A 22,717-nucleotide genomic window follows, 5' to 3' on the forward strand; every position below is an offset into this window, starting at 1 on the left:
TCTTCGCCTGCGCGCCGGCGCGACCCTCGAGCTGCCCCGGAGCCACATGCGCCCGCCCGCCGGCGCACCTATAGCGGCGCACGGTGATATGCAGCGTCATCGAGGGCCACCCCAGGGATCGTGAGCAAGCCGGGCAGCGCACGGGTCGCGGACCGGTTCTTCGCAGCCGCCGCGCGACACCACCGAATCAGCGGGCTCATGCCCGTCGCGGCCGTCCTCGAGGGCGCGGTAGGCCGAGACCTTGCAATCAGGTCGGACTCCTAGAAGTGACGGATATTGTCGCTGGGCGGGCTGATCCATTTGCCCAAGACGCTATCGACGCCTAAGATTCCACTCTCGCCGGGAGCGCCGCCTTCGCCGTGCGTCAGGATCCACCGAAACGGGCGCCTAGCTCAAGCCAGGAAGCGAGTTCGGCGACCTTCATGCGCACCGCTCGCTCGAGGGCAGTCGTCGGCGTTCGGTCCCAGTGCAGGGCGTGCACCCTCAGCACGCCCTGCGCCTGGATGGCCTGGACGTCGGCCTTGCCGACGAAGCCGTCGCTGTGCAGGACGGGCAGGGCGAAGTAGCCCCAGCGCCGCTTGGCCACCGGCTTGTACATCTCCAGCTGGTAGTCCCACCCGAAGAGCTCGAGCAGGCGCTTGCGGTCGAAGACGAGTTGGTCGAGCGGCGAGAGCAGCGCCGTCCGTCCCGGCCAGCGACCGCGGGTGACGCCGTGCTCATCGAGGAGCAACGGGTCCACTCGCCACCGCCCGCGCACGCCCTCGACAACCGCCTCCACCCCGGCGGTCCCCACCTCGTGCAGCGGGTCGGCGGACGGGGTCGTGTTGCCCCGCGCGATGCCGAGGGAGCGGAGCCGCCGCTCCTGCAGCAGCCGGAGCGCGTCGTCGTACGGGGGCACGTCGAGGGACCCGAGCGGGTGCACCCGCTCGGCGAGATCCCACAGCCGCTGGCCGCCCTCTCGGCCGGCGAGGGCGACCTCGCCGCGCGAGGTCATGAGGTCGAGCAGCCGCGCGAGGTTCTTCTCGTGGGTCCACCCGGTGGAGAGCCACGGCACCTCGGTGAGGTCGGGCAGCTCGCTGGTGCGCAGTGGCCCCTCCCGCTCGAGCCGGGCGAGCACCTCGCGCCGCGCGACGTCGTTCGCCGCGACCCAGTCGGCGAGGTCCTCCTGCCACGGACGCAGCGGCGGCACCCCGGGCCACACCGCCATCACCGCACGCAGCAGCGGCAGATCACGCGCCGGCCGCACCTCCCCGCGGTGCTCGACGAGCGAGCCGTCGGCCAGCCGCGCGTCCAGCTCGCGGACGTCGTACGACGCCCCGAGCCGGCTCCAGGGGACGAGGTCGGCGTTGGGGGCGACGTACGCGGTCGGCTCGAGCTTGAGGACGCCGACGCGCTCGACGACCTCGAGCAGGTCGCCCGGCCGGGCTGAGGTGAGACCCTGCGCGGCGAGGGCGACCCGGCGGGCGGTGCGGCGGTCGAGCACGAGCGGCGCCATGGCCACACCCTGCCACCGTCGGCTCGCCTTGGCCTCCGGTCATCAAATGGCCTGAGGTCACACCATTGACAGCGGGAGTCGGCCTCCGACAGGATCCCGCCCACCGGCAGGGTTTCCGCTTCACTCCCCCGAGGAGCGTCGAATGACCAGCACCGACCAGCGCGACCAGGGCCCGCTCGGCCCGCGGGACGACATCGATCCCGACGCCGCCCGGCTCGCCGAGCTCGGCTACAAGCAGGAGCTGCACCGCGGCATGTCGGGGTTCTCGAACTTCGCCGTGTCGTTCTCCATCATCTCGATCCTGTCCGGCTGCATCACGACGTACTACCTCGCGATGGATGCCGGCGGACCGGTCGTCATGACCGTCGGCTGGCTGATCGTCGGCGTGCTCGTCCTCGCCGTGTCGCTCGCGATGGCCGAGATCTGCTCGGCCTACCCGACGGCCGGCGGCCTTTACTACTGGGCCGGCCAGCTCGCGCGCCGCCACAAGCGCGAGTGGGCCTGGGGTGTCGGCTGGTTCAACTTCCTCGGCGAGGTCGCCGTCACCGCGTCGATCGACTACGGCGCCGCGATCACGTGGATGGCGCTGCTCGACCTCGTCTTCGGGCTGACGGTGACGCCGGTGGGGACGTTCATCGCCTTCCTGGTCATCATCGCCCTGCACGGGCTGCTCAACACGCTCAACGTCGACCTCGTCAAGCTCCTGTCGAACATCTCGGCGTGGTGGCACCTGGCCGGCACCGCCCTCATCGTCGGCATCCTGTGGATCGTCCCCGACCGGCACCAGAGCCTGTCGTGGACCTTCACCCACTTCGAGAACCAGACCGGCTTCGCCTCGCCGATCTACGCGTTCCTCATCGGTCTGCTGCTCACGCAGTACACCCTCACCGGGTACGACGCCTCGGCCCACGTCGCGGAGGAGACGAAGAACGCCGCGATCGAGGCGCCCAAGGGCATCATCCGCTCGGTGTGGGTGTCGATCATCGCCGGCTTCCTGCTGCTCGTCACCATCACCGCGGCGATCCAGGACTACGCCGCCGAGCGCAAGACTGACACCGGGTTGCCGCCCGCGCAGATCTTCATCGACGCGGCCGGGCACAACCTCGGCGTCCTCATGCTGCTCATCTGCGGCGTGGCGCAGTTCTTCTGCGGGATGGCCTCGGTGACCGCGAACTCCCGCATGTCCTACGCCTTCTCGCGCGACAACGCCCTGCCCGGCTCGCGGATGTGGGCCCGGGTCAACCCCCGCACCGGGACCCCGACCAACTCGATCTGGTTCTGCGTCGGCTGCTCGATCGTCCTGACCATCCCGGCCCTGTTCAGCACAACGGCCTTCTTCGCCGTCACCTCGATCGCCGTCATCGGTCTCTACATCGCCTACGCCACCCCGGTCCTGCTGCGCCGGCTCAACCCGGAGTTCCGCAACGGCCCGTGGCACCTGGGCCGCTGGAGCGCCGCCGTCGGCTGGGTCGCCGTCGTGTGGGTCGCCATCGTCGTCGTCCTCTTCCTGCTCCCGCAGTACTACCCCGGCACGTTCGGCGACGCGACCTTCAACTACGCCCCGGTCGCCGTCCTCGTCGTCGTGCTCTTCGCCCTCGGCTCGTGGTTCGCCGGCGGACGCACCCACTTCCTGCACGGCAGCAAGGACGAGCACCTCACCCGGGCTCGCGACGACATCCTTGGCGAGGAGGCCGGCCACGAGGAGGCCCGCCGGCAGATCCTGTCCGAGGACGGCTGACCCGCGCCGATGCCGTCCTCCCCACGACGCCGGCCGGAGCCCGAGCCCCATCCCGACCCCCCGAGCGGGCTGGGTGACCTCGTGCTCCGGCCGGTCCCAGCCCACGCCTTCGAGAGCTGCGTCGAGCGGCTGGCCACGGCGATCCGGCTCGGCGTCTACCCGCCGGCGTCGATGCTCCCGCCCGAGCGCGAGCTCGCCGAGCGGCTCGGGGTGTCGCGCTCCACGCTGCGCGAGGCGATCGCCGCCCTGCGCCAGGCCGGTCTCGTGCGCACCCGGCGCGGGCGACAGGGTGGGACGGTCGTCTCCTACCGCCCGCAGGAGCCGGTGGAGGCGTCGTACGACGCCTTGCAGCTGAGCGAACGACGCGCCGAGCTGCTCGACTCGCTGCTCTTCCGCCGCGTCGTCGAGCCGGGCGCCGCCTGGGCCGCCGCCGGACGCTCCCTCACCGCGTCCGAGCGGCTCCTGCTCACCACCTCGCTCACCGAGGTCGAGTCGGCCCCCGACCCCGGGGCGCACCGGCAGGCCGACTCGCGGCTGCACCTGGCCATCGCCGGGGTCACCGGCTCCCCGCGGATCGTCGCCGCCGTCACCGAGGTGCAGGCCCGGCTGCACGAGCTCCTGCTGCGGATCCCCGTGCTGGAGGCCAACATCGCGCACTCCGACCGCCAGCACCGCGCCGTCGTCGGGGCCGTCCTGCGGGGCGACCCCGCCGCCGCCCGCCGCGCCATGGAACGGCACTGCGACGACACCGCCGCGCTGCTGCGCGGGCTGCTCGCCTCATGACCTCCGCCCGTACGACGACCCGCACCCGACCAGCAGGAGGACCCCGGTGACCCGCAACGACCGCCACCTGACGACGCAGCGCCTGCGCGACCTCGTCGACTCCGGCGACATCGACACCGTCGTCGTCGCGCTCACCGACATGCAGGGCCGCCTCCAGGGCAAGCGGCTGCACGGCCGCTACTTCGTCGACGAGGCCCTCGCGCACGGCACCGAGGCCTGCAACTACCTGCTCGGCGTCGACGTCGACATGAACACCGTCCCCGGCTACGCGATCACGTCCTGGGAACGGGGGTACGGCGACATGGCGCTCGTCCCCGACATGCACACCCTGCGCCTGCTGCCGCACCACCCGGCGACGGCGATGGTCCAGTGCGACCTCACGTGGCTCGACGGCACGGCTGTCCCGCAGTCGCCGCGCACGATCCTGCGCCGCCAGCTCGACCGCGTCGCCGAGCACGGGTGGACCGCCCTGGCCGGCACCGAGCTGGAGTTCATCCTCTTCGACGACACCTACGAACGCGCGCACGACCTCGACTACCGCGGCCTCACCCCGTCCAACCAGTACAACGTCGACTACTCGATCCTCGGCACGTCGCGGGTCGAGCCGGTGCTGCGGGCGATCCGCAACACGACGTACGCCGCCGGGATGCAGGTCGAGGGAGCCAAGGGCGAGTGCAACCTCGGCCAGCACGAGATCGGCTTCCTCTACGACGAGGCGATGGTCACCGCCGACAACCACGCCGTCTACAAGACCGTCGCCAAGGAGGTCGCGGCGCAGCACGGCAAGGCGCTGACCTTCATGGCCAAGTACGACGAGCGCGAGGGCAACTCGTGCCACATCCACCTCTCGCTGCGCGGCAAGGACGGATCCCTCGTCTTCTGGGACGAGGAGAAGGGCACCCGCTCGGCCCTCTACGACCACTTCGTCGCCGGGCTGCTCGCGACGATGGCCGACCTCACCCTGCTCTACGCGCCGAACGTCAACTCCTACAAGCGGTTCGCCGACGGCTCGTTCGCCCCGACGACGATCGCCTGGGGCGAGGACAACCGCACCTGCGCCGTCCGCCTCGTCGGCCACGGGCCGTCCGCGCGGCTGGAGAACCGGGTGCCCGGCGGCGACGTCAACCCCTACCTGGCGATCGCCGCGATGCTCGCCGGCGGCCTGCACGGCATCGAGCACGAGCTGCCGCTCGAGCCGGCGCTCGAGGGCAACGCCTACACCTCCGGCCGCGCCCAGGTGCCGCGCACCCTGCGCGACGCCCGCGACGCCTTCGCCGGGTCCGCCGTCGCCCGCGCCGCCCTGGGTGACGACGTCGTCGACCACTACGCGACGATGGCCGACGTCGAGCTGAGCGCCTTCGGGGCGGCGGTCACCGACTGGGAGCGGCGGCGCGGGTTCGAGCGGATGTGAGACCCGCGACGAGCAGGCGCCGTACGCAAGCAGCAGCACGAGAACGAGACCGGAGCACCGAACCATGAGCACGACGTACGCCGTCGTCGACCCGACGACCGCGCAGCCCTTCACCGAGGTGCAGCACGCGAGCCTCGAGGAGACCGACGCCGCCATCGAGGCGGCGCACGCCGCCTTCCCCGCCTGGGGCGCGGTCGCGCCGGCGGAGCGCGGCCGGCTGCTGCGCCGTTTCGCCGCGCTCGTCGACGAGCACCTCGAGGAGCTGGCCCGGCTCGAGGTCCGCAACGCCGGCCACACCCTCGGCAACGCGCGGTGGGAGGCGGGCAACGTCCGCGACGTCCTCACCTACTACTCCGCCGCGCCCGAGCGGCTGCTCGGCCGGCAGATCCCCGTCCCCGGCGGGCTCGACGTCACCTTCCACGAGCCGCTCGGCGTCGTCGGGATCATCGTCCCGTGGAACTTCCCCATGCCGATCGCCGGCTGGGGGATGGCGCCAGCCCTCGCCGCCGGCAACTGCGTCGTCCTCAAGCCCGCCGAGCTGACCCCGCTCACGGCGATTCGGCTCGGCGAGCTCGGCCGCGAGGCGGGCCTGCCCGAGGGCGTCCTCACCGTCGTCCCCGGTGAGGGGCCGGTCGTGGGGGAGCGGTTCGTTACGCACCCGCTCGTGCGCAAGGTCGCCTTCACCGGCTCGACCGCGGTCGGGAAGCGGATCATGCGCGGCTGCGCCGACCAGGTCAAGCGGGTCACCCTCGAGCTCGGCGGCAAGTCGGCCAACATCGTCTTCGCCGACGCCGACCTCGAGAAGGCGGCGGCCAGCGCGCCGTACGCCGTCTTCGACAACGCCGGGCAGGACTGCTGCGCCCGCTCGCGGATCCTCGTCCAGCGCAGCGTGTACGACGAGTTCCTCGGCCGCATGGAGCAGGCCGTCGCCGCGATGCGGGTCACCGACCCGACGAGCGACGAGGCCAGCGAGATGGGCCCGCTCATCTCGGCCCGGCAGAAGGAGCGGGTGACCGGCTACCTCGACGGCGTCGAGGTCGCCTTCGCCGGCACCGCGCCCGACACCGACGGCTTCTGGGTGCCGCCGACCGTCGTCGTGCCGTCGGGCACCGACGCGCCGGTGTGGCGCGAGGAGGTCTTCGGGCCTGTCGTCGCCGTGCTGCCGTTCGACGACGAGGCCGACGCCGTCGCGATGGCCAACGACTCCGACTACGGCCTGTCCGGGTCGGTCTACACGCGCGACCTCGGCCGCGCCCTGCGCGTGGCACGCGGCGTCGACGCGGGCAACCTCAGCGTCAACTCCCACTCCTCGGTGCGCTACTGGACGCCCTTCGGTGGATTCAAGTCCAGCGGTCTCGGGCGCGAGCTGGGCCCCGACGCGCCGAACGCCTTCACCGAGGAGAAGAACGTCTTCTTCGCCGACGCCTGACCGCCAGAGCTTTTCCCAGAATCTTCTTCCTCATCCACTTCCCAGGAGGACACTCATGGCCGGACGCCTGCAGGACCGCGTCGCCGTCATCACCGGAGGCTGCTCCGGCATCGGCCTCGCCACCGTGCGCCGCTTCGTCGAGGAGGGCGCCAAGGTCGTCGTCGGCGACCTCGACGACGCCAAGGGCGAGGCCCTCGCCGCCGAGCTCGGCCTCACCTACGTCCACGTCGACGTCACCTCCAAGGAGGAGGTCGACGCGATGTTCGCGACGGCCAAGTCGACGTACGGCAGCGTCGACATCGCCTTCAACAACGCCGGCATCTCCCCGCCGGAGGACGACTCCATCCTCGACACCGACCTCGAGGCGTGGCGGCGGGTGCAGGAGGTCAACCTCACCAGCGTCTACCTGTGCTGCAAGGCGGCGCTGCCCTACATGCTCGAGCAGAAGCGCGGCTCGATCATCAACACCGCGTCCTTCGTCGCCGTCATGGGCGCCGCGACCTCGCAGATCTCCTACTCCGCCAGCAAGGGCGGCGTGCTGACGATGAGCCGCGAGCTCGGCGTCCAGTTCGCCCGCGAGGGCGTCCGCGTCAACGCCCTGTGCCCCGGCCCGGTCAACACCCCGCTGCTCCAGGAGCTGTTCGCCAAGGACGAGGAGCGCGCCGCGCGCCGGCTCGTGCACATCCCCATGGGCCGCTTCGGCGAGCCCGAGGAGATGGCCAACGCCGTGCTGTTCCTCGCCTCCGACGAGAGCTCGTTCATCACCGCGTCGACCTTCCTCGTCGACGGCGGCATCAGCGGTGCCTACGTCACCCCGCTCTGACGTGGGCTCCGAGGTGGAGGGCACCCGCCCGGTCGTCGGGCTGTCGTCGTACCGCGAGCCCGCGACGTGGGGCCTGTGGTCGGCGAGCGCCGACCTGCTGCCGACCTCCTACGCGCGCGCCGTCGAGGCGGCCGGCGGGGTGCCGCTCCTGCTGCCCCCCACGACGCCGTACGGCGACGCGGCCCGCGCCGTCGTCGCCCGGCTCGACGGGCTCGTCGTCTCCGGCGGGGCGGACGTCGACCCCGAGCAGTACGGCGAGGAGCGGCACCCGACCGTCACCACGACCCGGCCCGACCGCGACGCCTGGGAGCTCGCGCTGCTCGACGCCGCCGAGGAGCGCGGGCTGCCCGTCCTCGGCGTGTGCCGCGGCATGCAGCTCATGGCCGTCCGCGCCGGCGGCCGGCTCGTGCAGCACCTGCCCGACGTCGTCGGCCACGCCGGGCACGACCCGGGCGGCGACGCCTACGGGTCGGTGACCGCGCGGGTCGAGCCGGGCTCGCGCCTCGCGACCCTCGTCGGCGACGGACCCGAGCCGGGGCACTGCCACCACCACCAGGCGGTCGCCGACCACCCCGGCTTCACCCCCGTCGCGTGGGCGCCCGACGGCACCCTCGAGGCGATGGAGCTGCCGGGCGACCGGTTCTGCCTGGCCGTGCAGTGGCACCCGGAGGAGGGGACGGACTCGACGTCGGACGCCGCCCTGCTCGCCGGGCTCGTCGCCGCCGCCCACGCCTTCGCCGCACCGGACACGGGGAACCCCACGTCCTGAGGCCGGCCGGCCACCCAGGACGCAGGGTTGCCTGTGTCCGGTCAGGCGGCGGGAACTGGCCGGGGCACCCCACCGAGGACCGAGTGGCCGAACCACCCCGGCACCTGCTCGGCGACCTCGCGAGGCGCCGTCACCGCGACCGTGCCGTGGCGGACGGCGGCCGCCCACGGCACGTCGGCCCGCCAGATCCGGGTCAGCTCGCGCAGCGTCGTCGTCACCGTCGCGGTGACAGGGTGGCCGGGGTCGGTGTCGCAGACGTCGACCGGCTCCGCCGCCCCCGGGTGCACGACAAACCACCAGTAGCTGCCCCGCCCGCGGCGGTCGGTCAGCACGACCTCGACGACCGTCCGGCCCGCCGGCCACCGGTCGACCGGCACCGTCCGGCGCATGTCCCACATCAGCAGGTGCGGGTCGAGGTCCTCGTCCCGAGGTCCCCGACCCAGCGGATCCCCCACGCCCCCAGGGACATGACGACGTCGTACAGGTCGCGGCCCGCCTCGGTCAGGTCGTACGCCGTCGCCGTCCCCGACCCCTGGCGCACCACGATGCCGTGCCGCTCGAGGGACTGCAGCCGCTTGCTCAGCAGGGCCGGCGACATCCGCGGCACCCCGCGCCGCAGGTCGCCCCAGTGCCGGCTGCCGAGGAGCAGCTCGCGGACGACGAGCAGCGTCCACCGCTCGTCGAGGACCTCCATCGCCTTCGCCACCGGGCAGAACTGGCCGTACCCGCTCATCGCTCCTCCGATCGCCGTACCGCCCCCACCTCGCAGTGTCGTCGCCCCCCGGCCTCCGGGGCCAGAGCCGAGGCGGTTCAGATCGTGAACTAGCCGCAGTCGCCCGCCCGGTCGGATCCTCGACCCGAGGGCCCGACGGGCGGGCCCGGCGAACAGGAGGACGTCATGACCAGCGACACGACCACGATCCCGGCCGAGCAGGTGCGGGCCCGGTTGCGGACCCTGTGGGAGCTGGGCGACTACCCCCGCGTCGCCCGCACCGTCATCCCCGGCCTGGGTGCCGACCTCGTGCGCGCGGCCGGGGTGCACGCCGGTCAGCGCGTCCTCGACGTGGCGGCGGGCGCGGGCAACGCGAGCATCCCGGCCGCGCTGGCCGGGGCTCGGGTCACCGCCGTCGACATCGCCCCGGCCCTGCTCGAGGCCGGTCGGGAGGCGGCCGCCCACGCCGGGCTCGCCGCCGACGCCGTCGACTGGCAGGTCGGGGACGCGGAGGACCTCGACGTCGACGACGCGACGTACGACGTCGTGCTCAGCACCGTGGGGGTGATGTTCGCGCCGCACCACGAGGCCGCGGCCCGCGAGCTGCGGCGGGCCTGCCGCTCCGGCGGCACCATCGCCCTGGCCTCGTGGACGCCGGCCGGTTTCGTCGGTCAGCTCCTCGCGACGCTGCGCCCGTACGCCGCCGCGCCCCTGCCCGGGAGCCAACCCCCGCCGCTGTGGGGGGACGAGGAGCACGTGCGGGCCCTGCTCGGCGACGGGGTCTCGACCCTCTCGGCCCGGACCCGGGTGGTGCACACGGAGCTCGACGGCCCCGAGGCGCTGCGCGACCTGTTCCGGGACTCCTACGGGCCGGTGGTCGCCGTCTACGCGCGGACCGAGGAGCCCGAGCGGCGGGCCGCCCTGGACGCGGACCTCATCGCCGTCGTCGAGCGGTTCGGGCGGTGGGAGGGCTCGCGGTTCGCCATGGACTGGGAGTACCTCGAGGTCGTCGCCACCCGCGCCTGAGGACGCGAGCAGCGGACGTCGACCGTCCGCAACCGGTCCTACGCTGCGCCGATGAGCGACGACGCGACCACCGGACCCGCCGAGCCTCACGTCGACCCGCCGTGGGAGCCGCCGACCCACGGCACCGAGGTCGAGCACCTGCTCGGCGCGCTCGACCGGCTGCGGACGACGTTCCGGTGGAAGGCCGACGGGCTCGACCAGGAGGGCCTGGCCGCCCGGGTCGGGGCCTCGAGCCTCAGCCTCGCCGCGCTGCTCAAGCACCTCGCCGTCGTCGAGGACACGAAGAGCACCCGTGCGCTCGACGGCTCGCCGCTGCCCGACGTCTGGGAGGGGAACGGGTGGGACGACGACCCGGACTGGGAGCTGACCTCCGCCCCGCACGACGAGCCGGCGGACCTCTACGCGCGGTACGACGACGCCGTCGCGCGGTCCCGCGCCCGGTTCGCGGCCGCGCTCGCGGCCGGTGGGCTCGACCAGCGCATTGCCCTCGGGGCCCCCGAGTGGCACGTCAGCCTGCGCCGGCTGCTCTTCGACCTCGTCGAGGAGTACGGCCGGCACACCGGTCACGCCGACCTGCTGCGCGAGGCCGTCGACGGGCGGACGGGGGAGGACCCGGAGCCGGGGTGGCGGCCGGCGTGCGGTCACTACGCGTTCCACTGACCAGCCGCGTGTCGGCATTCCGACACGGGCCCGCGCTCACGACGGGGCCCGTGCGGCCGATGGCGAGAGGACGACGCCAACGCCGCCGCCTGCTGCTCCCGGGCCCGGCCCGACCCCGAGCTGGTGAGCCATGTCCCGATGGATCCGGACCGCCGTGTCCTGCCTGCGCCACCGCGCCGGGCGACACGAGGCGCCGTACGACGTCCGCGTGGCACCCCGGCGAGTAGCGTCGCGTCCCGTGGCCCTGCTGCTCGCGGCGGCCAGCACCACGGCCTCCCTCGTGGTGCTGCCCGCGGCGGCGTCGGTCTCGGCGCCGCTGCCGGCCACGCTGACCGCCACGGTCACGCCGTCCTCGGGCACGGTCGCGGCCGGGCAGCAGCTGACCTGGGTGGTCGCCGTCACCGACGCCGGTCCGGGCGACGCGGCGGGTCCGCTGACCCTGCGCGCCGCCCTGCCCGCCGGGTTGAGCTTCCTGTCCGCCGCCGGGTCGGGCTGGTCCTGCCGGGCCGACAACGGCGGCTTCCTCGCCCCCGGGCAGAACCTCGTCTGCTCGCAGACCGACGGCGTCCCCGCCGGGTCCGCGGCGCCCGCGCTGGAGATCGTCACCCAGGTCGAGCCCGACACCCCGCCCGGGACGTCGACGACGACCGTCACCGTCTCGAGCCTGACGCCGGGCACGCCCGGGTCGGGTGGTGGCTCGGTGACGGTGTCCCGCGCGGCCGCCCTCACCGTCGTCAAGTCGCACCAGGGCACGGCCGAGGTCGGCGGGACGGCCGACTTCACCCTCGCCGTGCACAACGCCGGCCCCTCGACCGCGGACGGGATCCGGGTCACCGACCCGCTGCCGGTGGGGCTGACCTACGTCGGCGCCACGGGGACCGGCTGGACGTGCGCGTCGGCGACCACGGGCGGCGTACAGACCGTCACCTGCGACCTCGCCGGCACGCTCGCCCCGGGCCACGACGCGCCGACGCTGACCCTCGCCACGTCGGTCGGCGCGGCGGCGTACCCCGCCGCGGCCAACACCGCGACGGTCTCCTCGACCGACCCGGGGCTGACCGGCACGAGCAGCAGCACCGACACGCTGCCCGTCGCCCCCCGCACCGGTCTCGTCGTGACCAAGACCCACGTCGGCGACCTCGCCGTCGGGCAGCCCGGGCGGTACGTCGTCTCGGTCACCCCGACCGGCCCGACCGCCACCCCCGGCCCGGTCACCGTCACCGACACGCTGCCCGCCGGGCTGACCTTCGTCCGCGGGACGGGCGCCGGGTGGTCCTGCGCCGCGACCGGCCAGGTCGTCACCTGCAGCCGGGCCGGCGCGCTCGCGGTCGGGGTCGCCGCCCAGGTCGCCCTCGACGTCGAGGTCGGCGCCGCCGCCGCTCCCGGCGTCACCAACTCCGCCGTCGCCTCCGCCCCCGGCGCGACCCCGACGACCGCCGAGGACACCGCCCCGGTGACGCCGCTCAGCCGGCTCACCCTCGCCAAGACCCTCGCCGACCAGCACGGTGACGACGTCACCTACCGGCTCGTCGCCACCTCGACCGGCCCGAACCCGACGACCGAACCGGTCGTCCTCAGCGACCCCGGCGCCACCGGCCTGCGCCTCACCGGTGCCACCGGCCAGGACTGGGACTGCGGCCTCGCCTCCGGCACGGTCACCTGCCGGTACGACGCCCCGCTCACCCCCGGTGCGTCGGCGCCGCCGGTGACCGTGACCGGCGTACTGACCGCCCCTCCCGGCGCGACCGTGCGCAACGTCGCCTCGCTCACCGGCGGTGACCCGCAGGGGGCGACGACGCCGAGCAACCCCGCGTCCGCGGTGGTGCCGACCCCGCCCACTCCGCCGACTCCGCCGACCACGCCGCCGACCACGCCCCCGACCACGCCGCCGTCGGAACCGGCACCGGTGCCGCCGGTCCTCGTGCCGGTGGTCGGCGCCCCGCACGTCCCGGTCGCCCACCCCGTCGCGCGCCCTGCCCCGGTCGCCCGCCCGAGCCTGCCGCACACCGGCGCCGACCTCGGGCCCGAGGCGCTCCTCGGCGCACTGCTGCTGGGCTCCGGCGGCGTCCTCGTCCTCGCCCGCCGCCGCCGCGCCTGACCCCTGCGTCCGCACCGACCGGGCGCCGGTGCCCCACGGATGCGGACGCCAGGACGCTGCCGACGAGCGGGCTAGGCGGCGACGTCCCGTCGACGCCGCAGGGGGGCCTGCGTGACCGACGGGCGGGCGTCGTTGTGGTCGCCCGGGGACAGGTCGACCCCCGGGGCGACGACCTCGTCGACGGCGTCGAGCACGTCGTCGGTGAGGACGACGTCCGCGGCGGCCAGCTGGCTGCGCAGGTGCTCCGGGGTGCGCGGCCCGATGACCGCCGAGGTGACCGCCGGGTGGGCCGTGACGAACCCCAGCGCGAGCTGGATGAGGGTGAGACCGGCCTCGCGGGCGATCCCCTCCAGCTGCTCGACCGCGTCGAGCCGCGCCCGGTTGGCCGGGGTCGACAGGTCGAACCTCGCCGGCATGAAGCCGGCGCGGTTGGTCCCCACCGCCTCGCCGCGCCGTACGGCGCCCGAGAGCCAGCCCGACGACAGGGGGCTCCACACCAGCACCCCCAGGCCGTAGCCGTCGGTGACCGGCAGGACGTCGGCCTCGGCGCCCCGGTTGAGCATCGAGTAGTGCAGCTGCTCGGTGACGAAGGGCCGCAGGTGGTGCGTCCGGGCCGCCCACTGCGCCTCGACGATGCGGTAGGCGGGGTAGCTCGACGAGCCGAACAGGCCGATCTTGCCGGCGCGCTGCAGGTCCGTGAGCGCGGCCAGGGTCTCCTCGTCGCTCGTCGTGGGGTCCCAGCGGTGCACCTGGAAGAGGTCGACGTGGTCCGTGCCGAGCCGTCGCAGGCTCGCGTCGACGGCGTCGGTCAGCCAGCGCCGTGAGGCGCCGCGGTGGCGGCGGTCGTCGTCCACGGGGAGGCCGGCCTTGGTGGCGAGGAGCACCTCGTGGCGCCGCCCGGCCAGGGCCCGCCCGACGATCTCCTCCGACTCGCCGCGGCCGTAGACGTCGGCGGTGTCGACGACCGTGACGCCGGCGTCGAGCGCCGTGCGGACGAGGTCGGTCGCCGCGTCCTGGTCGACGTGGCCGAGGGCGCCGAAGTTCATGGCTCCGAGCGAGAGGGAGCTGGCCTGGACACCGGTGCGGCCGAGAGTGCGGTACTGCATGGGTCACCTCGTGACATCATTGAAGCGGAACGTTGTTCCACCAACGTACGGAACGTTGTTCCGCTTAGTCAATCCCGAGGTGACCTCGATGCCCGGTCCTGCGTCCGCACCCCCGCCCACAGCCCGTCGGGCCGACGCCCGGCGCAACGCCGACGCCCTCGTGCAGGCGGCGGCCAGCGTCTTCGTCGAGCGCGGCGTCGACGCCCCGGTGCGCGAGGTCGCGGCCCGCGCCGGCGTCGGGGTGGGCACGATCTACCGTCACTTCCCCACGCGGGCGGAGCTCGTCGTCGCCGTCTACCGGCACCAGGTCGACGAGCTCGTCGACCGGGCGGCGGCCGCCCCGGACCCCGGCGCGTCGCCCGCCGACACCCTGCGGGCCTGGGTGCACGCCTTCGCCGGGTTCCTCGTCACCAAGCACGGCCTCGCCGGGGCGCTGCACGCGGACGACGAGTCGTCCGCCGCCCTCCACGCGCTCGTCACCGACCGCCTCGTGCCGGCCTTCGCCGCGCTGCTCGACGCCGCCGTCGAGGCAGGCGAGGCCCGGGCCCCCCTCGAGCCCGCCGTTCTGCTGCGGGCCATCGGCAACCTCTGCATCGGTGCCGACCCGCAGGGCCCGGTCGGCGGGTACGACGCGCACGCCGTGGTCGACGTCCTGCTCGACGGCCTGCGCCGCCGCTGACCGGGACGTCCGCAACTGTGGGGCACCGGTGCCCCACGGCTGCGGACGCTAGGAGCCGGCGGCGGCGAGGGCGCGCTCGCCGAGGGCGCGGACCGCGCCCTGCAGCTCGGGCCCGCCGAGGACCTCGTACGACGCCTCGAGGCCGGCGAGCATCTGCGCGTACCAGTGCGGGTTGCTCGTGCTGGCGACGAGCAGGGTGCCGTCGCCGTCCGCGGTGATCCGCCCGAACCCGCGCGGCAGGCAGCTCTCGACCCGGTCGGGGGCGGCAGCGACCCGGACGCGGACGTCGTACTCCCACCCCTGCGCGAGGTGCTCCTCGAGCAGCGCGACCGGGTCGAGGTCGTCGGGGACGAGCACCGGCTGGGGCAGCCGGACGACGTCGCGCATCCGGTCGACGCGGTAGGCGCGGACGGCGGCGTCGCCCTTGCCGCGGTCGCCGCGGTCGGGCCGCGGCAGCGTCCGGCACAGCAGGTACCACCGGGCGTAGCGCACGACGACGGCCCACGGCTCGACCTCGAGGGTCCACTCGCGCCCCGCCTCGCTGCGGTAGGTCAGCCGCAGCCGCCGGTGCTCGGTGCAGGCCCGGACGACGTCCGCGGTCGTCGTGAGGTCGGGCCGGACGGCGTGGTCGCGCGGCGCGGCGGCCGCCGCCTGCCGGACCAGCTCGGCCTGCGCGGCGACCGCCTCGGGCAGCGCCCGGGTGATCTTGGCCAGCGCGCTCCCCACCGGGTCGTCGGCGTCGGCGGCGGCGTGCTGCCCGTCGAGGACGGCCATGACGAGACCGAGGGCCTCCTGCGACGAGAACACCAGCGGCGGGAGCCGGACCCCGCGACCGACGCGGTAGCCGCCGTACGGGCCCCGCTCGGACTCCACCGGGATGCCGGCTTCGCGCAGGATCCCGATGTAGCGGCGGACGGCCCGCTCGGTGACGCCGAGCCGGTCCGCGAGCCGCTGCGCGCTGATCCCCGGCGAGGACTGGAGGAGCTCCAGCGCGAGCAGGGCGCGCGAGGTGGGGCTGGTGTCCAGGGCGGCGCCGACCGACATGCCGACGATGATGCCGCACCTTGTGGAAGCGGACCGTCCGGAACGCCCCCTAGCGTCGCGGCCACCCCGCAGGACCCACACGATCGAAAGGCACCCGATGGACGTCGTCCTCGTCCCCGGCCTCTGGCTCACCGGCGACTGCTGGAGCGAGGTGGTCCCCGTCCTCGAGGCGGCCGGTCACCGCGCGCACCCGGTGACCCTGCCCGGCACCGGCAGCGCGGACCCCGGCTCGGTCACGCTGCAGGACTGCGTCGACACGGTCCTCGGCGCGGCCCCCGGCGACGGGCCCCTCGTCCTCGTCGGCCACTCCGCCGCGGGAGGGGTGGTCTGGGCCGCCGCCGACCAGGCCGTCGACCGGGCCCACGCCGTCGTCCTCGTCGCGGCGTTCCCGGCCCCCGACGGCGAGCCGATCATGGGGATGGCGGTGACCGACGGCGCGCTGCCGCCCCCGGACCTCGCGTCCTCCTTCGACGAGGCCGAGCTGCGCGACACCGACGTGCCCGCCCTGCAGGCCCGGCTCGTCGCGTCCCCCGGCTGCTTCTCCACCGACCCGGTCCACCTCACCGACGACCGGCGCAACGACCTGCCGGTCACGGTGGTCTCGACGGAGTACGACACCGCGCAGCTCCAGGCCTGGGTGGCCGCAGGCGAGCAGCCCGTCGCCGAGTTCCCCCGGCTGCACAACGCGACGTACGTCGACCTGCCGACTGGCCACTGGCCGCAGCTCACCCGACCGGCGGAGCTGGGCGAGCTCCTCGTCGCCGCGGCGGACGGGTCGGCCACGCAATGAGCGAGCCGCGCGAGTTCCATTCCGAGGATCTGACCGGGACGCGCTTCGTCCGCTCGCGGATGCCGGGCGCGTTCTTCCACGAGCTGCGGATGCCGGGGACGACGTTCCACGACGTCGACCTGTCCGGCTCGACCTTCCGCAGCGTCGGCCTCGTCGACGTCCGCGTCGTCGGCTCGCACCTCAAGGGGCTCAGCCTCGACGGCGAGGTCGAGGGACCGTTGCTGGTCAACGGGATCGACGTGACGCCGTACGTCGACGCGCAGCTCGAGGAGCGGCACCCCGAGCGGGCGCTCCTGCGCCCGCAGGACGCCGCCGGCTTCCGCCGGGCCTGGGACGTCATCGAGCAGGACGTGTGGGCACCGACCATCGAGCGAGCGCGGCGGATCGCCGCCACCGACCCGGACCGGCTGCACGCGAGCGTGGGCGGCGAGTGGTCCTTCACCCAGACCCTGCGCCACCTCGACTTCGCGCTCGACTGCTGGGTGTCCCGCGTCCTCATGGGGATCCCCCTTCCGTGGCACGACCTCGACCTGCCCTGGGACGAGGCCGAACCCGTCGAGGGCATGCCGTGGGACAAGGAGGCCCGGCCCGACCTGGAGACCGTGCTGGCCAACCGGGCCGAGCACCACGCGGTTATGCGCGCCGTGCTCGACGACCTCACCGACGAGCAGCTGGCTGGGGAGACGACGCCGGTCGACGGGCCGGGCCACCCGGAGGCCCGTGCCTACCCGGTGCGGATGGTCCTGCAGGTCGTGCTGGACGAGGAGTGGTGGCACCACCGCTTCGCCGTCCGCGACCTCGACGCGCTCGAGCCGTCGCCGGGGCCGTCGGCGTCCTGAGCGACGACGGTCAGCGCAGCATCGTGAAGAAGCGCTCGCCCGGGACGAACGGGTGCGGGTCGGCCCCGAGTCGCACGACGCCGACGGTGGGTCGGTCGCCGTGGTCGAGCCAGCGGTACGACGTCTCGACACCACCGGCCCGCGCCAGCTCGCGGCGGACGACGGCGCTGCGCCCGTCGGGACCCCCGCCGTGCGTCCACACGACGGTGCCGCCCGCCGTGGCGAGCGCGCCGACGGCGTCGGCGATCCGCGTCAGGTCCTCGGCGGCGAGGTTGCCGAGGACGCCGACGAGGAGCAGGAGGTCGGCCGGGACGGCCCCGCTTGCCAGGCGCTCCATGACAAGTTAACTTTGACACGTGTTCGGTGAGCCGATCATTGCGGCGTCGGCGTTCAAGCAAGGGGTCACGGAGGCGGACATGGTGCACGCGTACCGGAACCCGGTACGGATCTGGGACCTGGGTGACGGGTTCACGATGGTGGTCGGCCCGGGCGGGACGGCCACCCTCCTCGAGGTCGGGTACGTCGAGGGCGACCGAGCCCACGTGATCGTGCACGCGATGCGGGCACGGGAGAAGTTCCTGAGGTGATGAAGATGCCACGTACGGTTGACGAGATCCTCCAGCACGCTGAGGAGCTGGCTGCCCGGTTCGAGGACTACGAGCCTCGCGAAGAGGATGAGCTGGACCCCGGCGCGGTCGCGTTGCTGCGCACCGCAGTGGCGGAACGCTCCGAGGCCGAGCGCCACATGATCGAAGCCGTTCGGCGCGCCCGCGCGGCTGGCCTGTCGTGGAAAGCGATCGGCGGTGTCGTGGGTACCTCGGGTGAAGCCGCCCGGCAGCGGTACTCCGCGAAGGTTGCCTGACTCGATCCTCGACTCTCGCTCGACTCTCGCACTCGGACGGCCGCATTCGCGGTGGTGCGGGCAACGGGCCTGGATGGCCTTGGCGACCTGTGCGACGCACGTCGCTCGGAACTACCGTGGGCGTCATGACGAACGGCGAAAATCGCGAGGGTCTGCGCAAGGCGTTCCGTCACTTGACCCGGAACTATCGCCGGATCGACGCGTACAACATGGGCAGGTTGGCGCGTGCAGAAGAACGGAAGAGATCGGCGGGATTGAGTGACAACCCGTTGGGCGAGGTAGAGCACCGTTCCGACAGCGACTGAGCGCGCGTCACGGTGTCGAGTGCAGGTCGTCCTCCCGGTCGTGCCCGGGCACGACGCGGGCGGGGCCCCACGACCGGTCTTCGAGGGAGCCGAGCAGCCGCACGATCTCGGCCGCCACCGTCTCCGGGTCCACGAGGTGGTGCAGGTGCCCGCCGTCGAGTCGCGCGACGGGCCAGCCGTACGACGTCGCCGCCGCCACCTCGTCGGCGTAGGTGTCGCCGTACGCGAGGTAGGCGGACGGCCCGTCCGTCCACTCCGCCGGGGCGGTGACCGAGGAGTCGACGTACGCCAGCGGGACGCGTGGGCAGTCGGCCTCGACGGCGGCGCGGTGCTCCGCCGGGACGACCGCGGCGAGGTCCGCCTCGTCCCACCACCTCGTCCACGGCGGCAGCAGCCCGTCGTCGTCGGCGAGCCCGGCGAGGTGGTCGCGGAAGCCGTCGGGGGCCAGGCGGGTGGTGCCGCGCGCCGGCGGGAGCGCGGCGTCGACCAGCACGAGCGGGTGGCCCGGGTCGACGGCGGCTTGCACGAGGGGCGCGAGGTACCCGGCGTTGCTGTGGGCGACCAGCGCGTCGGCGCGGCACGCGGCGCCCGCCCACCGGGCGACGAGCTCCGTCCCCGACCCCGGGTCGGACGCGTCGGCGAGCACCGCGTCACGGCCGGCCCGGCGCAGCGCCTCGACCAGCGGGCGCGAGGCGCTCGGACCGAGGAACGGGCTCGGCAGCAGCAGCACGGTCACCCGGCCAGCCTGACACCTCGAAGGTCGTCGACGTCGCACAGTGCTCTCCGGGACAACTCCCAGTCTCGGTGCCCAGAATGTCCAGGTGGCCACCCTCACCTCCCTGCGGACGCCCGTCGGCGTGCCCGCCGGGCTGGGGCGGCACCTGCTGGCCGACCTGCGGTGGACCTTCCGGCCGCCGTGGACGTGGCTGAGCGGGGTCGGCGCGAACCTCGTCCTCGCCGCGCTGTGGTGGGTCGTCGTGCCGTTCGTGCACCACCACCACGGCGACTGGGGCGTCATCGTCGGGACCTACCTCGCCGGGTTCGTCCTCGCGGACGTCACCTCGACCAACGTCCTCGGCGCGGACCACGAACGGGTCGCCACAGCGCTCGCCGACGGGGTCAGCCTGCGCCGGCTGCTGCTGGTCAAGAACGTCAGCCTCCTGCTCGTCGTCGCCGTCCCGCTGCTCGTCACGTGCGCCGCGATCTCGTCGGAGCACCGGCACCTGGGCGACCTGGAGGTGGCGCTGCCGCTCGTGCTCTTCCCCGTCCTCACGTGGCTGGGGATCGGCAACCTGCTCTCGGTCGCACTGCCCGAGCCGGCGCTACCGCTGCGCCGCCGGTGGGAGCAGCGCCGCCGGTGGCGCACCACCCTGCGCTGGCTGCTCGTCCTCGGGCTGCCCTACGCGCTCAGCCTCGCCGTCGACCCGCTGCGCGTCGTCCCCGACGAGACGGTGCGCTGGCTGCGCGGGGGCGAGCACGCCGGGGACCTCGCGACCGGGGCGGCGGTGCTCGGGGTCGGGCTGGCTTTCTACCTCGTCGGCACGGCGCTCGCGCTCACGTGGCACCGCGTCCGCGGTGTGCGCCTCAGCCCGCGGTGAGCTCCTTCTTGAACCCGACGTGCGAGGCGACGTACCCGAGCCGCTCGTAGAACCGGTGGGCGTCCGTACGGCGCACGTCGGTCGTCAGCTGCACCAGCGTCGCCCCTCGGGCGAGCGCCCACCGCTCGGCCCAGCCCAGCAGGGCGCCGCCGAGCCCGCCGCCGCGCCGGTCGGGCGCGACCCGGACGGCCTCGACGACCACCCGTGTCGTCCCGCGCCGCGAGAGGCCGGGGACGACGGTGAGCTGCAGCGTGGCGGCCAGGCCGCCGTCGGGGTCGTGGACGACGACGAGCTGGTGGGCGGGGTCCGCGTCGACCCGCTCGAACGCCAGCAGGTACGGCGCGAGGTCGTCCGGGCTCTCCCGGCCGGCCGCGACGGCGTCGTCGTGCAGGAGGGCCACGATCCCCGCGACGTCGTCGCGGCTCGCCCGGTCGACGGTGAAGGTGGTGCCCGCGACCTCGAGGCGGTCAGGGGGTGAGGGGTGCGCCATGGCGCCATCCTCGCGCCCGGGCGGAACGCACGTGACCGGCGGCGTCCGCGTCGCCATACTCGCGTCATGCCGTCGTCGAGCCAGTGGGTCGCCTTCCTCGTCGCCTCCGCCCTCTTCATCCAGGTGCCCGGCCCGAGCCTGCTCTTCACCATCGGCCGCGCGCTCACCGTCGGTCGTCGTGACGCGCTGCTCTCCGTCGTCGGCAACGGGGTGGGCGTCACCGCGCAGGCGGCGGCCGTGGGTGTCGGCCTCGGCGCGGTCGCCGCGCAGAGCGTCGCGGTCTACTCGGCCATCAAGCTCGTCGGCGCCGTCTACGTCGTGTGGCTCGGGGTGCAGGCGATCCGGCACCGCGCCGACGCCCGGCTCGCGCTCGCCGGGGCGCTCACGGCCCGCCCCGGCTCGAGCCGGCGCTCGCTGCGCACGGGACTTGTCGTCGGGCTGACCAACCCCAAGACGATGGTCTTCTTCGCGGCCTTCCTGCCGCAGTTCGTCAACCCGGCGTCGGGCCACTCGGGCGTCTGGATCGTCGTGCTCGGCGCGGTGTTCGGCGCGATGGCGATCTGCTCGGACAGCCTGTGGGCGCTCGGCGCGAGCCGGGCCAGGGACTGGTTCGCCCGACGTCCGCAGCGCCTCGACCGGCTCGGACTGGCCGGTGGCGTGATGATGATCGGGCTCGGCACGACGCTCGCGGTGAGCGAGCGCGCCTGACGCGGAGAGGATCCGCCATGACGATCTCGGTGCCCGTCACCTCGCGCAGCAGGTCATCGACATGACCGACCTGACGACCGATCAGCCCGCGAACCTCTCCGAGGCCTTCGACGCGGCCTCCGTCTACGAGGACCTGCACCGCCACCCCGAGCTGGGCTTCGAGGAGCACCGCACCGCCGCGCTCGCCGCCCGCCACCTCGAGCGGGCCGGGTGCGCGGTCACCACCGGGGTCGGCGGCACCGGCGTGGTCGGCGTGCTCGAGCGCGGCGCCGGGCCGACCGTGCTGCTGCGGGCCGACATGGACGCGCTGCCCGTGCGCGAGGAGACCGGCCTGCCCTACGCCAGCACCGCGACGGTGACCCGACCCGACGGCTCGACCGCGTCGGTCATGCACGCCTGCGGGCACGACGTGCACACGACGTGCCTGCTCGGGGCGGCGTACGAGCTGGGCCGCGACCGGTCGTGGGCGGGCCGTGTCCTGCTCGTCGTGCAGCCGGCCGAGGAGCTGGGTCAGGGCGCGCGGGCGATGGTCGCCGACGGGGTCGTCGAACGCTTCGGCCGGCCCGACGTCGTCCTCGGTCAGCACGTCGCGCCTGTGCCGGCAGGCGTCCTCGGGATCCACCGGGGCCCGGCCTTCGCGGCCTCGGACTCCCTCGACGTGCGGTTCTTCGGCCGGGGCGGCCACGGCTCGCGCCCCGAGGCGACGTGCGACCCGGTGCTCATGGCGTCGTCGTTCGTCGTGCGCGTGCAGTCGGTGGTCTCGCGGATGATCGCCGGGAGAAACATGGCGGTGGTCAGCGTCGGCGCGATCCACGCCGGGGACGCCTACAACGTCATCCCCGACACGGCCGAGCTGAAGCTGAGCATCCGCACCTTCGACCCGCGGGTCCGCGCGACGGTGCTCGAGGCGGTCGAGCGCCTCGCCCGCTCGGAGGCGGCCGGGGCGGGGGCGCCCCGCGACCCCGAGGTCGTCAACGTGCAGTCCCACCCGGCGGTGGTCAACGACGTGGCGGCGTGCGACCGGGTCGAGGCGGCGTTCGGCGCGCTGTCGGGGGTGGCCGTCGTCGACCCGGGGGTCGTCACCGGCAGCGAGGACGTCGGCATCCTCGCCGACGCGGCCGGCGCGCCGTGCGCCTACTGGTTGCTCGGCGGCTCGGACCCGGCCCTCTTCGCCGGCGCCCGGACGGTGCCGGAGATCGCCGCCGTCGTGGGCGGCCTGCCGAGCAACCACTCGCCGCACTTCGCGCCGTCGCCCACGCCCACCCTGGCGATCGGCGTCGCCGCGCTGACGACGGCGGCGTCCGCCTGGCTGCGGACCGGCTGAGCCGTCCCGGGCACCGTCATCACGCCTC

General features: G+C 74.3%; 26 protein-coding genes. 18 read left to right on the top strand and 8 right to left on the bottom strand.

Annotation, left to right across the window (positions count from 1 at the left end; translation table 11 throughout):
- Positions 1–364 precede the first annotated feature (364 nt).
- On the bottom strand, positions 365–1,495 hold the full coding sequence (locus FB458_RS07615) for a DNA glycosylase AlkZ-like family protein (protein WP_141847964.1): 1,131 nt from the start codon (positions 1,493–1,495) through the stop codon (positions 365–367).
- Positions 1,496–1,637: 142 nt separating this feature from the next.
- On the opposite strand from FB458_RS07615, the gene FB458_RS07620 reads away from it, so the two are divergent.
- The 6 genes from FB458_RS07620 (at position 1,638) to FB458_RS07645 (ending at position 8,448) form a co-directional block, all read left to right on the top strand.
- Positions 1,638–3,233: an amino acid permease gene (locus FB458_RS07620; protein ID WP_141847965.1), complete on the top strand. Its 1,596-nt coding sequence runs from the start codon at positions 1,638–1,640 to the stop codon at positions 3,231–3,233.
- 81 nt (positions 3,234–3,314) lie between these two features.
- Entirely contained in the window at positions 3,315–4,016 is a 702-nt protein-coding gene (locus tag FB458_RS07625; protein ID WP_246061111.1) for a FadR/GntR family transcriptional regulator, read from the top strand.
- A 46-nt stretch (positions 4,017–4,062) separates the two neighbouring features.
- Complete coding sequence (locus FB458_RS07630; protein ID WP_246061112.1) at positions 4,063–5,427, top strand: glutamine synthetase family protein; 1,365 nt, start codon at positions 4,063–4,065, stop codon at positions 5,425–5,427.
- 64 nt (positions 5,428–5,491) lie between these two features.
- Positions 5,492–6,856 (top strand): aldehyde dehydrogenase family protein, encoded by a 1,365-nt coding sequence (locus FB458_RS07635; protein WP_141847967.1) that lies wholly within the window; start codon positions 5,492–5,494, stop codon positions 6,854–6,856.
- 55 nt (positions 6,857–6,911) lie between these two features.
- A complete protein-coding gene (locus tag FB458_RS07640) occupies positions 6,912–7,679 on the top strand; it encodes a 3-oxoacyl-ACP reductase (protein ID WP_141847968.1) in 768 nt (255 codons plus the stop codon).
- Between the two features lie 13 nt (positions 7,680–7,692).
- Positions 7,693–8,448: a gamma-glutamyl-gamma-aminobutyrate hydrolase family protein gene (locus FB458_RS07645; protein WP_141847969.1), complete on the top strand. Its 756-nt coding sequence runs from the start codon at positions 7,693–7,695 to the stop codon at positions 8,446–8,448.
- Positions 8,449–8,489: 41 nt separating this feature from the next.
- Here FB458_RS07645 and FB458_RS21585 read toward each other — a convergent pair whose 3' ends face one another.
- Both FB458_RS21585 and FB458_RS21590 read right to left on the bottom strand, forming a co-directional pair.
- Positions 8,490–8,903, bottom strand: a complete 414-nt coding sequence (locus tag FB458_RS21585; protein ID WP_211355961.1) for a hypothetical protein — start codon at positions 8,901–8,903, stop codon at positions 8,490–8,492.
- Positions 8,846–9,181 carry a winged helix-turn-helix transcriptional regulator gene (locus FB458_RS21590; protein WP_211355962.1) on the bottom strand — a complete coding sequence of 112 codons (336 nt, stop codon included), beginning with the start codon at positions 9,179–9,181 and terminating at the stop codon, positions 8,846–8,848. Before FB458_RS21590 ends, FB458_RS21585 begins: the two co-directional genes overlap by 58 nt.
- Before the next feature lie 165 nt (positions 9,182–9,346).
- On the opposite strand from FB458_RS21590, the gene FB458_RS07655 reads away from it, so the two are divergent.
- The 3 genes from FB458_RS07655 to FB458_RS07665 all read left to right on the top strand — a co-directional run bounded on the left by FB458_RS07655 (position 9,347) and on the right by FB458_RS07665 (position 12,944).
- Positions 9,347–10,186 carry a class I SAM-dependent methyltransferase gene (locus FB458_RS07655; protein ID WP_141847970.1) on the top strand — a complete coding sequence of 280 codons (840 nt, stop codon included), beginning with the start codon at positions 9,347–9,349 and terminating at the stop codon, positions 10,184–10,186.
- A 51-nt stretch (positions 10,187–10,237) separates the two neighbouring features.
- Positions 10,238–10,846, top strand: a complete 609-nt coding sequence (locus tag FB458_RS07660) for a mycothiol transferase (RefSeq protein WP_141847971.1) — start codon at positions 10,238–10,240, stop codon at positions 10,844–10,846.
- Positions 10,847–11,084: 238 nt separating this feature from the next.
- A complete protein-coding gene (locus tag FB458_RS07665) occupies positions 11,085–12,944 on the top strand; it encodes an LPXTG cell wall anchor domain-containing protein (protein WP_141847972.1) in 1,860 nt (619 codons plus the stop codon).
- A 71-nt stretch (positions 12,945–13,015) separates the two neighbouring features.
- Here the strand turns inward: FB458_RS07665 and FB458_RS07670 are convergent, their stop codons facing one another.
- Positions 13,016–14,050 (bottom strand): aldo/keto reductase, encoded by a 1,035-nt coding sequence (locus tag FB458_RS07670; protein ID WP_141847973.1) that lies wholly within the window; start codon positions 14,048–14,050, stop codon positions 13,016–13,018.
- An 88-nt stretch (positions 14,051–14,138) separates the two neighbouring features.
- Here FB458_RS07670 and FB458_RS07675 point away from each other — a divergent pair, with 88 nt between their 5' ends.
- Positions 14,139–14,729, top strand: a complete 591-nt coding sequence (locus FB458_RS07675) for a TetR/AcrR family transcriptional regulator (RefSeq protein WP_141847974.1) — start codon at positions 14,139–14,141, stop codon at positions 14,727–14,729.
- Positions 14,730–14,777: 48 nt separating this feature from the next.
- On the opposite strand, the gene FB458_RS07680 is transcribed toward FB458_RS07675, so the two are convergent.
- A complete protein-coding gene (locus FB458_RS07680; RefSeq protein WP_141847975.1) occupies positions 14,778–15,773 on the bottom strand; it encodes a helix-turn-helix transcriptional regulator in 996 nt (331 codons plus the stop codon).
- A 97-nt stretch (positions 15,774–15,870) separates the two neighbouring features.
- Here FB458_RS07680 and FB458_RS07685 point away from each other — a divergent pair, with 97 nt between their 5' ends.
- Positions 15,871–16,563, top strand: coding sequence for an alpha/beta fold hydrolase (locus tag FB458_RS07685; RefSeq protein ID WP_170185595.1), 693 nt, complete (start codon positions 15,871–15,873; stop codon positions 16,561–16,563).
- On the top strand, positions 16,560–17,402 hold the full coding sequence (locus FB458_RS07690) for a DinB family protein (protein ID WP_141847977.1): 843 nt from the start codon (positions 16,560–16,562) through the stop codon (positions 17,400–17,402). Before FB458_RS07685 ends, FB458_RS07690 begins: the two co-directional genes overlap by 4 nt.
- A gap of 10 nt (positions 17,403–17,412) precedes the next feature.
- Here FB458_RS07690 and FB458_RS07695 read toward each other — a convergent pair whose 3' ends face one another.
- Positions 17,413–17,739, bottom strand: coding sequence for a hypothetical protein (locus tag FB458_RS07695; RefSeq protein WP_141847978.1), 327 nt, complete (start codon positions 17,737–17,739; stop codon positions 17,413–17,415).
- Between the two features lie 19 nt (positions 17,740–17,758).
- Between FB458_RS07695 and FB458_RS07700 the strand changes: the two genes are divergently transcribed.
- From FB458_RS07700 to FB458_RS07710, 3 genes are all read left to right on the top strand, one after another.
- Positions 17,759–17,989 carry a hypothetical protein gene (locus FB458_RS07700; protein ID WP_141847979.1) on the top strand — a complete coding sequence of 77 codons (231 nt, stop codon included), beginning with the start codon at positions 17,759–17,761 and terminating at the stop codon, positions 17,987–17,989.
- Positions 17,989–18,264, top strand: a complete 276-nt coding sequence (locus FB458_RS07705; protein WP_211356167.1) for a hypothetical protein — start codon at positions 17,989–17,991, stop codon at positions 18,262–18,264. Before FB458_RS07700 ends, FB458_RS07705 begins: the two co-directional genes overlap by 1 nt.
- Before the next feature lie 125 nt (positions 18,265–18,389).
- Entirely contained in the window at positions 18,390–18,569 is a 180-nt protein-coding gene (locus FB458_RS07710) for a hypothetical protein (protein ID WP_141847981.1), read from the top strand.
- Between the two features lie 7 nt (positions 18,570–18,576).
- On the opposite strand, the gene FB458_RS07715 is transcribed toward FB458_RS07710, so the two are convergent.
- A complete protein-coding gene (locus FB458_RS07715) occupies positions 18,577–19,305 on the bottom strand; it encodes a hypothetical protein (RefSeq protein WP_141847982.1) in 729 nt (242 codons plus the stop codon).
- A gap of 85 nt (positions 19,306–19,390) precedes the next feature.
- Between FB458_RS07715 and FB458_RS07720 the strand changes: the two genes are divergently transcribed.
- A complete protein-coding gene (locus tag FB458_RS07720) occupies positions 19,391–20,167 on the top strand; it encodes a hypothetical protein (protein WP_141847983.1) in 777 nt (258 codons plus the stop codon).
- On the opposite strand, the gene FB458_RS07725 is transcribed toward FB458_RS07720, so the two are convergent.
- On the bottom strand, positions 20,154–20,657 hold the full coding sequence (locus FB458_RS07725; protein ID WP_141847984.1) for a GNAT family N-acetyltransferase: 504 nt from the start codon (positions 20,655–20,657) through the stop codon (positions 20,154–20,156). The two genes, FB458_RS07720 and FB458_RS07725, sit on opposite strands and share 14 nt — an antisense overlap.
- 66 nt (positions 20,658–20,723) lie before the next feature.
- On the opposite strand from FB458_RS07725, the gene FB458_RS07730 reads away from it, so the two are divergent.
- Together FB458_RS07730 and FB458_RS07735 are read left to right on the top strand one after the other, a co-directional pair.
- Positions 20,724–21,365: a LysE family translocator gene (locus FB458_RS07730; RefSeq protein WP_141847985.1), complete on the top strand. Its 642-nt coding sequence runs from the start codon at positions 20,724–20,726 to the stop codon at positions 21,363–21,365.
- A 61-nt stretch (positions 21,366–21,426) separates the two neighbouring features.
- Positions 21,427–22,689, top strand: a complete 1,263-nt coding sequence (locus FB458_RS07735; RefSeq protein ID WP_141847986.1) for an amidohydrolase — start codon at positions 21,427–21,429, stop codon at positions 22,687–22,689.
- Positions 22,690–22,717: the final 28 nt, after the last annotated feature.

Origin of the sequence: Lapillicoccus jejuensis (assembly GCF_006715055.1) — a bacterium.
Lineage (GTDB): Bacteria > Actinomycetota > Actinomycetes > Actinomycetales > Dermatophilaceae > Lapillicoccus > Lapillicoccus jejuensis.

Excerpts from the sequence above, each read along its gene's own strand:
- FB458_RS07615 (WP_141847964.1), bottom strand. The coding sequence starts at position 1,495 with ATGGCGCCGCTCGTGCTCGACCGCCGCACCGCCCGCCGGGTCGCCCTC.
- FB458_RS07620 (WP_141847965.1), top strand. The coding sequence starts at position 1,638 with ATGACCAGCACCGACCAGCGCGACCAGGGCCCGCTCGGCCCGCGGGAC.
- FB458_RS07635 (WP_141847967.1), top strand. The coding sequence starts at position 5,492 with ATGAGCACGACGTACGCCGTCGTCGACCCGACGACCGCGCAGCCCTTC.
- FB458_RS07640 (WP_141847968.1), top strand. The coding sequence starts at position 6,912 with ATGGCCGGACGCCTGCAGGACCGCGTCGCCGTCATCACCGGAGGCTGC.
- FB458_RS21590 (WP_211355962.1), bottom strand. The coding sequence starts at position 9,181 with ATGAGCGGGTACGGCCAGTTCTGCCCGGTGGCGAAGGCGATGGAGGTC.
- FB458_RS07655 (WP_141847970.1), top strand. The coding sequence starts at position 9,347 with ATGACCAGCGACACGACCACGATCCCGGCCGAGCAGGTGCGGGCCCGG.
- FB458_RS07660 (WP_141847971.1), top strand. The coding sequence starts at position 10,238 with ATGAGCGACGACGCGACCACCGGACCCGCCGAGCCTCACGTCGACCCG.
- FB458_RS07670 (WP_141847973.1), bottom strand. The coding sequence starts at position 14,050 with ATGCAGTACCGCACTCTCGGCCGCACCGGTGTCCAGGCCAGCTCCCTC.
- FB458_RS07675 (WP_141847974.1), top strand. The coding sequence starts at position 14,139 with ATGCCCGGTCCTGCGTCCGCACCCCCGCCCACAGCCCGTCGGGCCGAC.
- FB458_RS07680 (WP_141847975.1), bottom strand. The coding sequence starts at position 15,773 with ATGTCGGTCGGCGCCGCCCTGGACACCAGCCCCACCTCGCGCGCCCTG.
- FB458_RS07685 (WP_170185595.1), top strand. The coding sequence starts at position 15,871 with ATGGACGTCGTCCTCGTCCCCGGCCTCTGGCTCACCGGCGACTGCTGG.
- FB458_RS07690 (WP_141847977.1), top strand. The coding sequence starts at position 16,560 with ATGAGCGAGCCGCGCGAGTTCCATTCCGAGGATCTGACCGGGACGCGC.
- FB458_RS07695 (WP_141847978.1), bottom strand. The coding sequence starts at position 17,739 with ATGGAGCGCCTGGCAAGCGGGGCCGTCCCGGCCGACCTCCTGCTCCTC.
- FB458_RS07705 (WP_211356167.1), top strand. The coding sequence starts at position 17,989 with ATGAAGATGCCACGTACGGTTGACGAGATCCTCCAGCACGCTGAGGAG.
- FB458_RS07710 (WP_141847981.1), top strand. The coding sequence starts at position 18,390 with ATGACGAACGGCGAAAATCGCGAGGGTCTGCGCAAGGCGTTCCGTCAC.
- FB458_RS07725 (WP_141847984.1), bottom strand. The coding sequence starts at position 20,657 with ATGGCGCACCCCTCACCCCCTGACCGCCTCGAGGTCGCGGGCACCACC.
- FB458_RS07730 (WP_141847985.1), top strand. The coding sequence starts at position 20,724 with ATGCCGTCGTCGAGCCAGTGGGTCGCCTTCCTCGTCGCCTCCGCCCTC.
- FB458_RS07735 (WP_141847986.1), top strand. The coding sequence starts at position 21,427 with ATGACCGACCTGACGACCGATCAGCCCGCGAACCTCTCCGAGGCCTTC.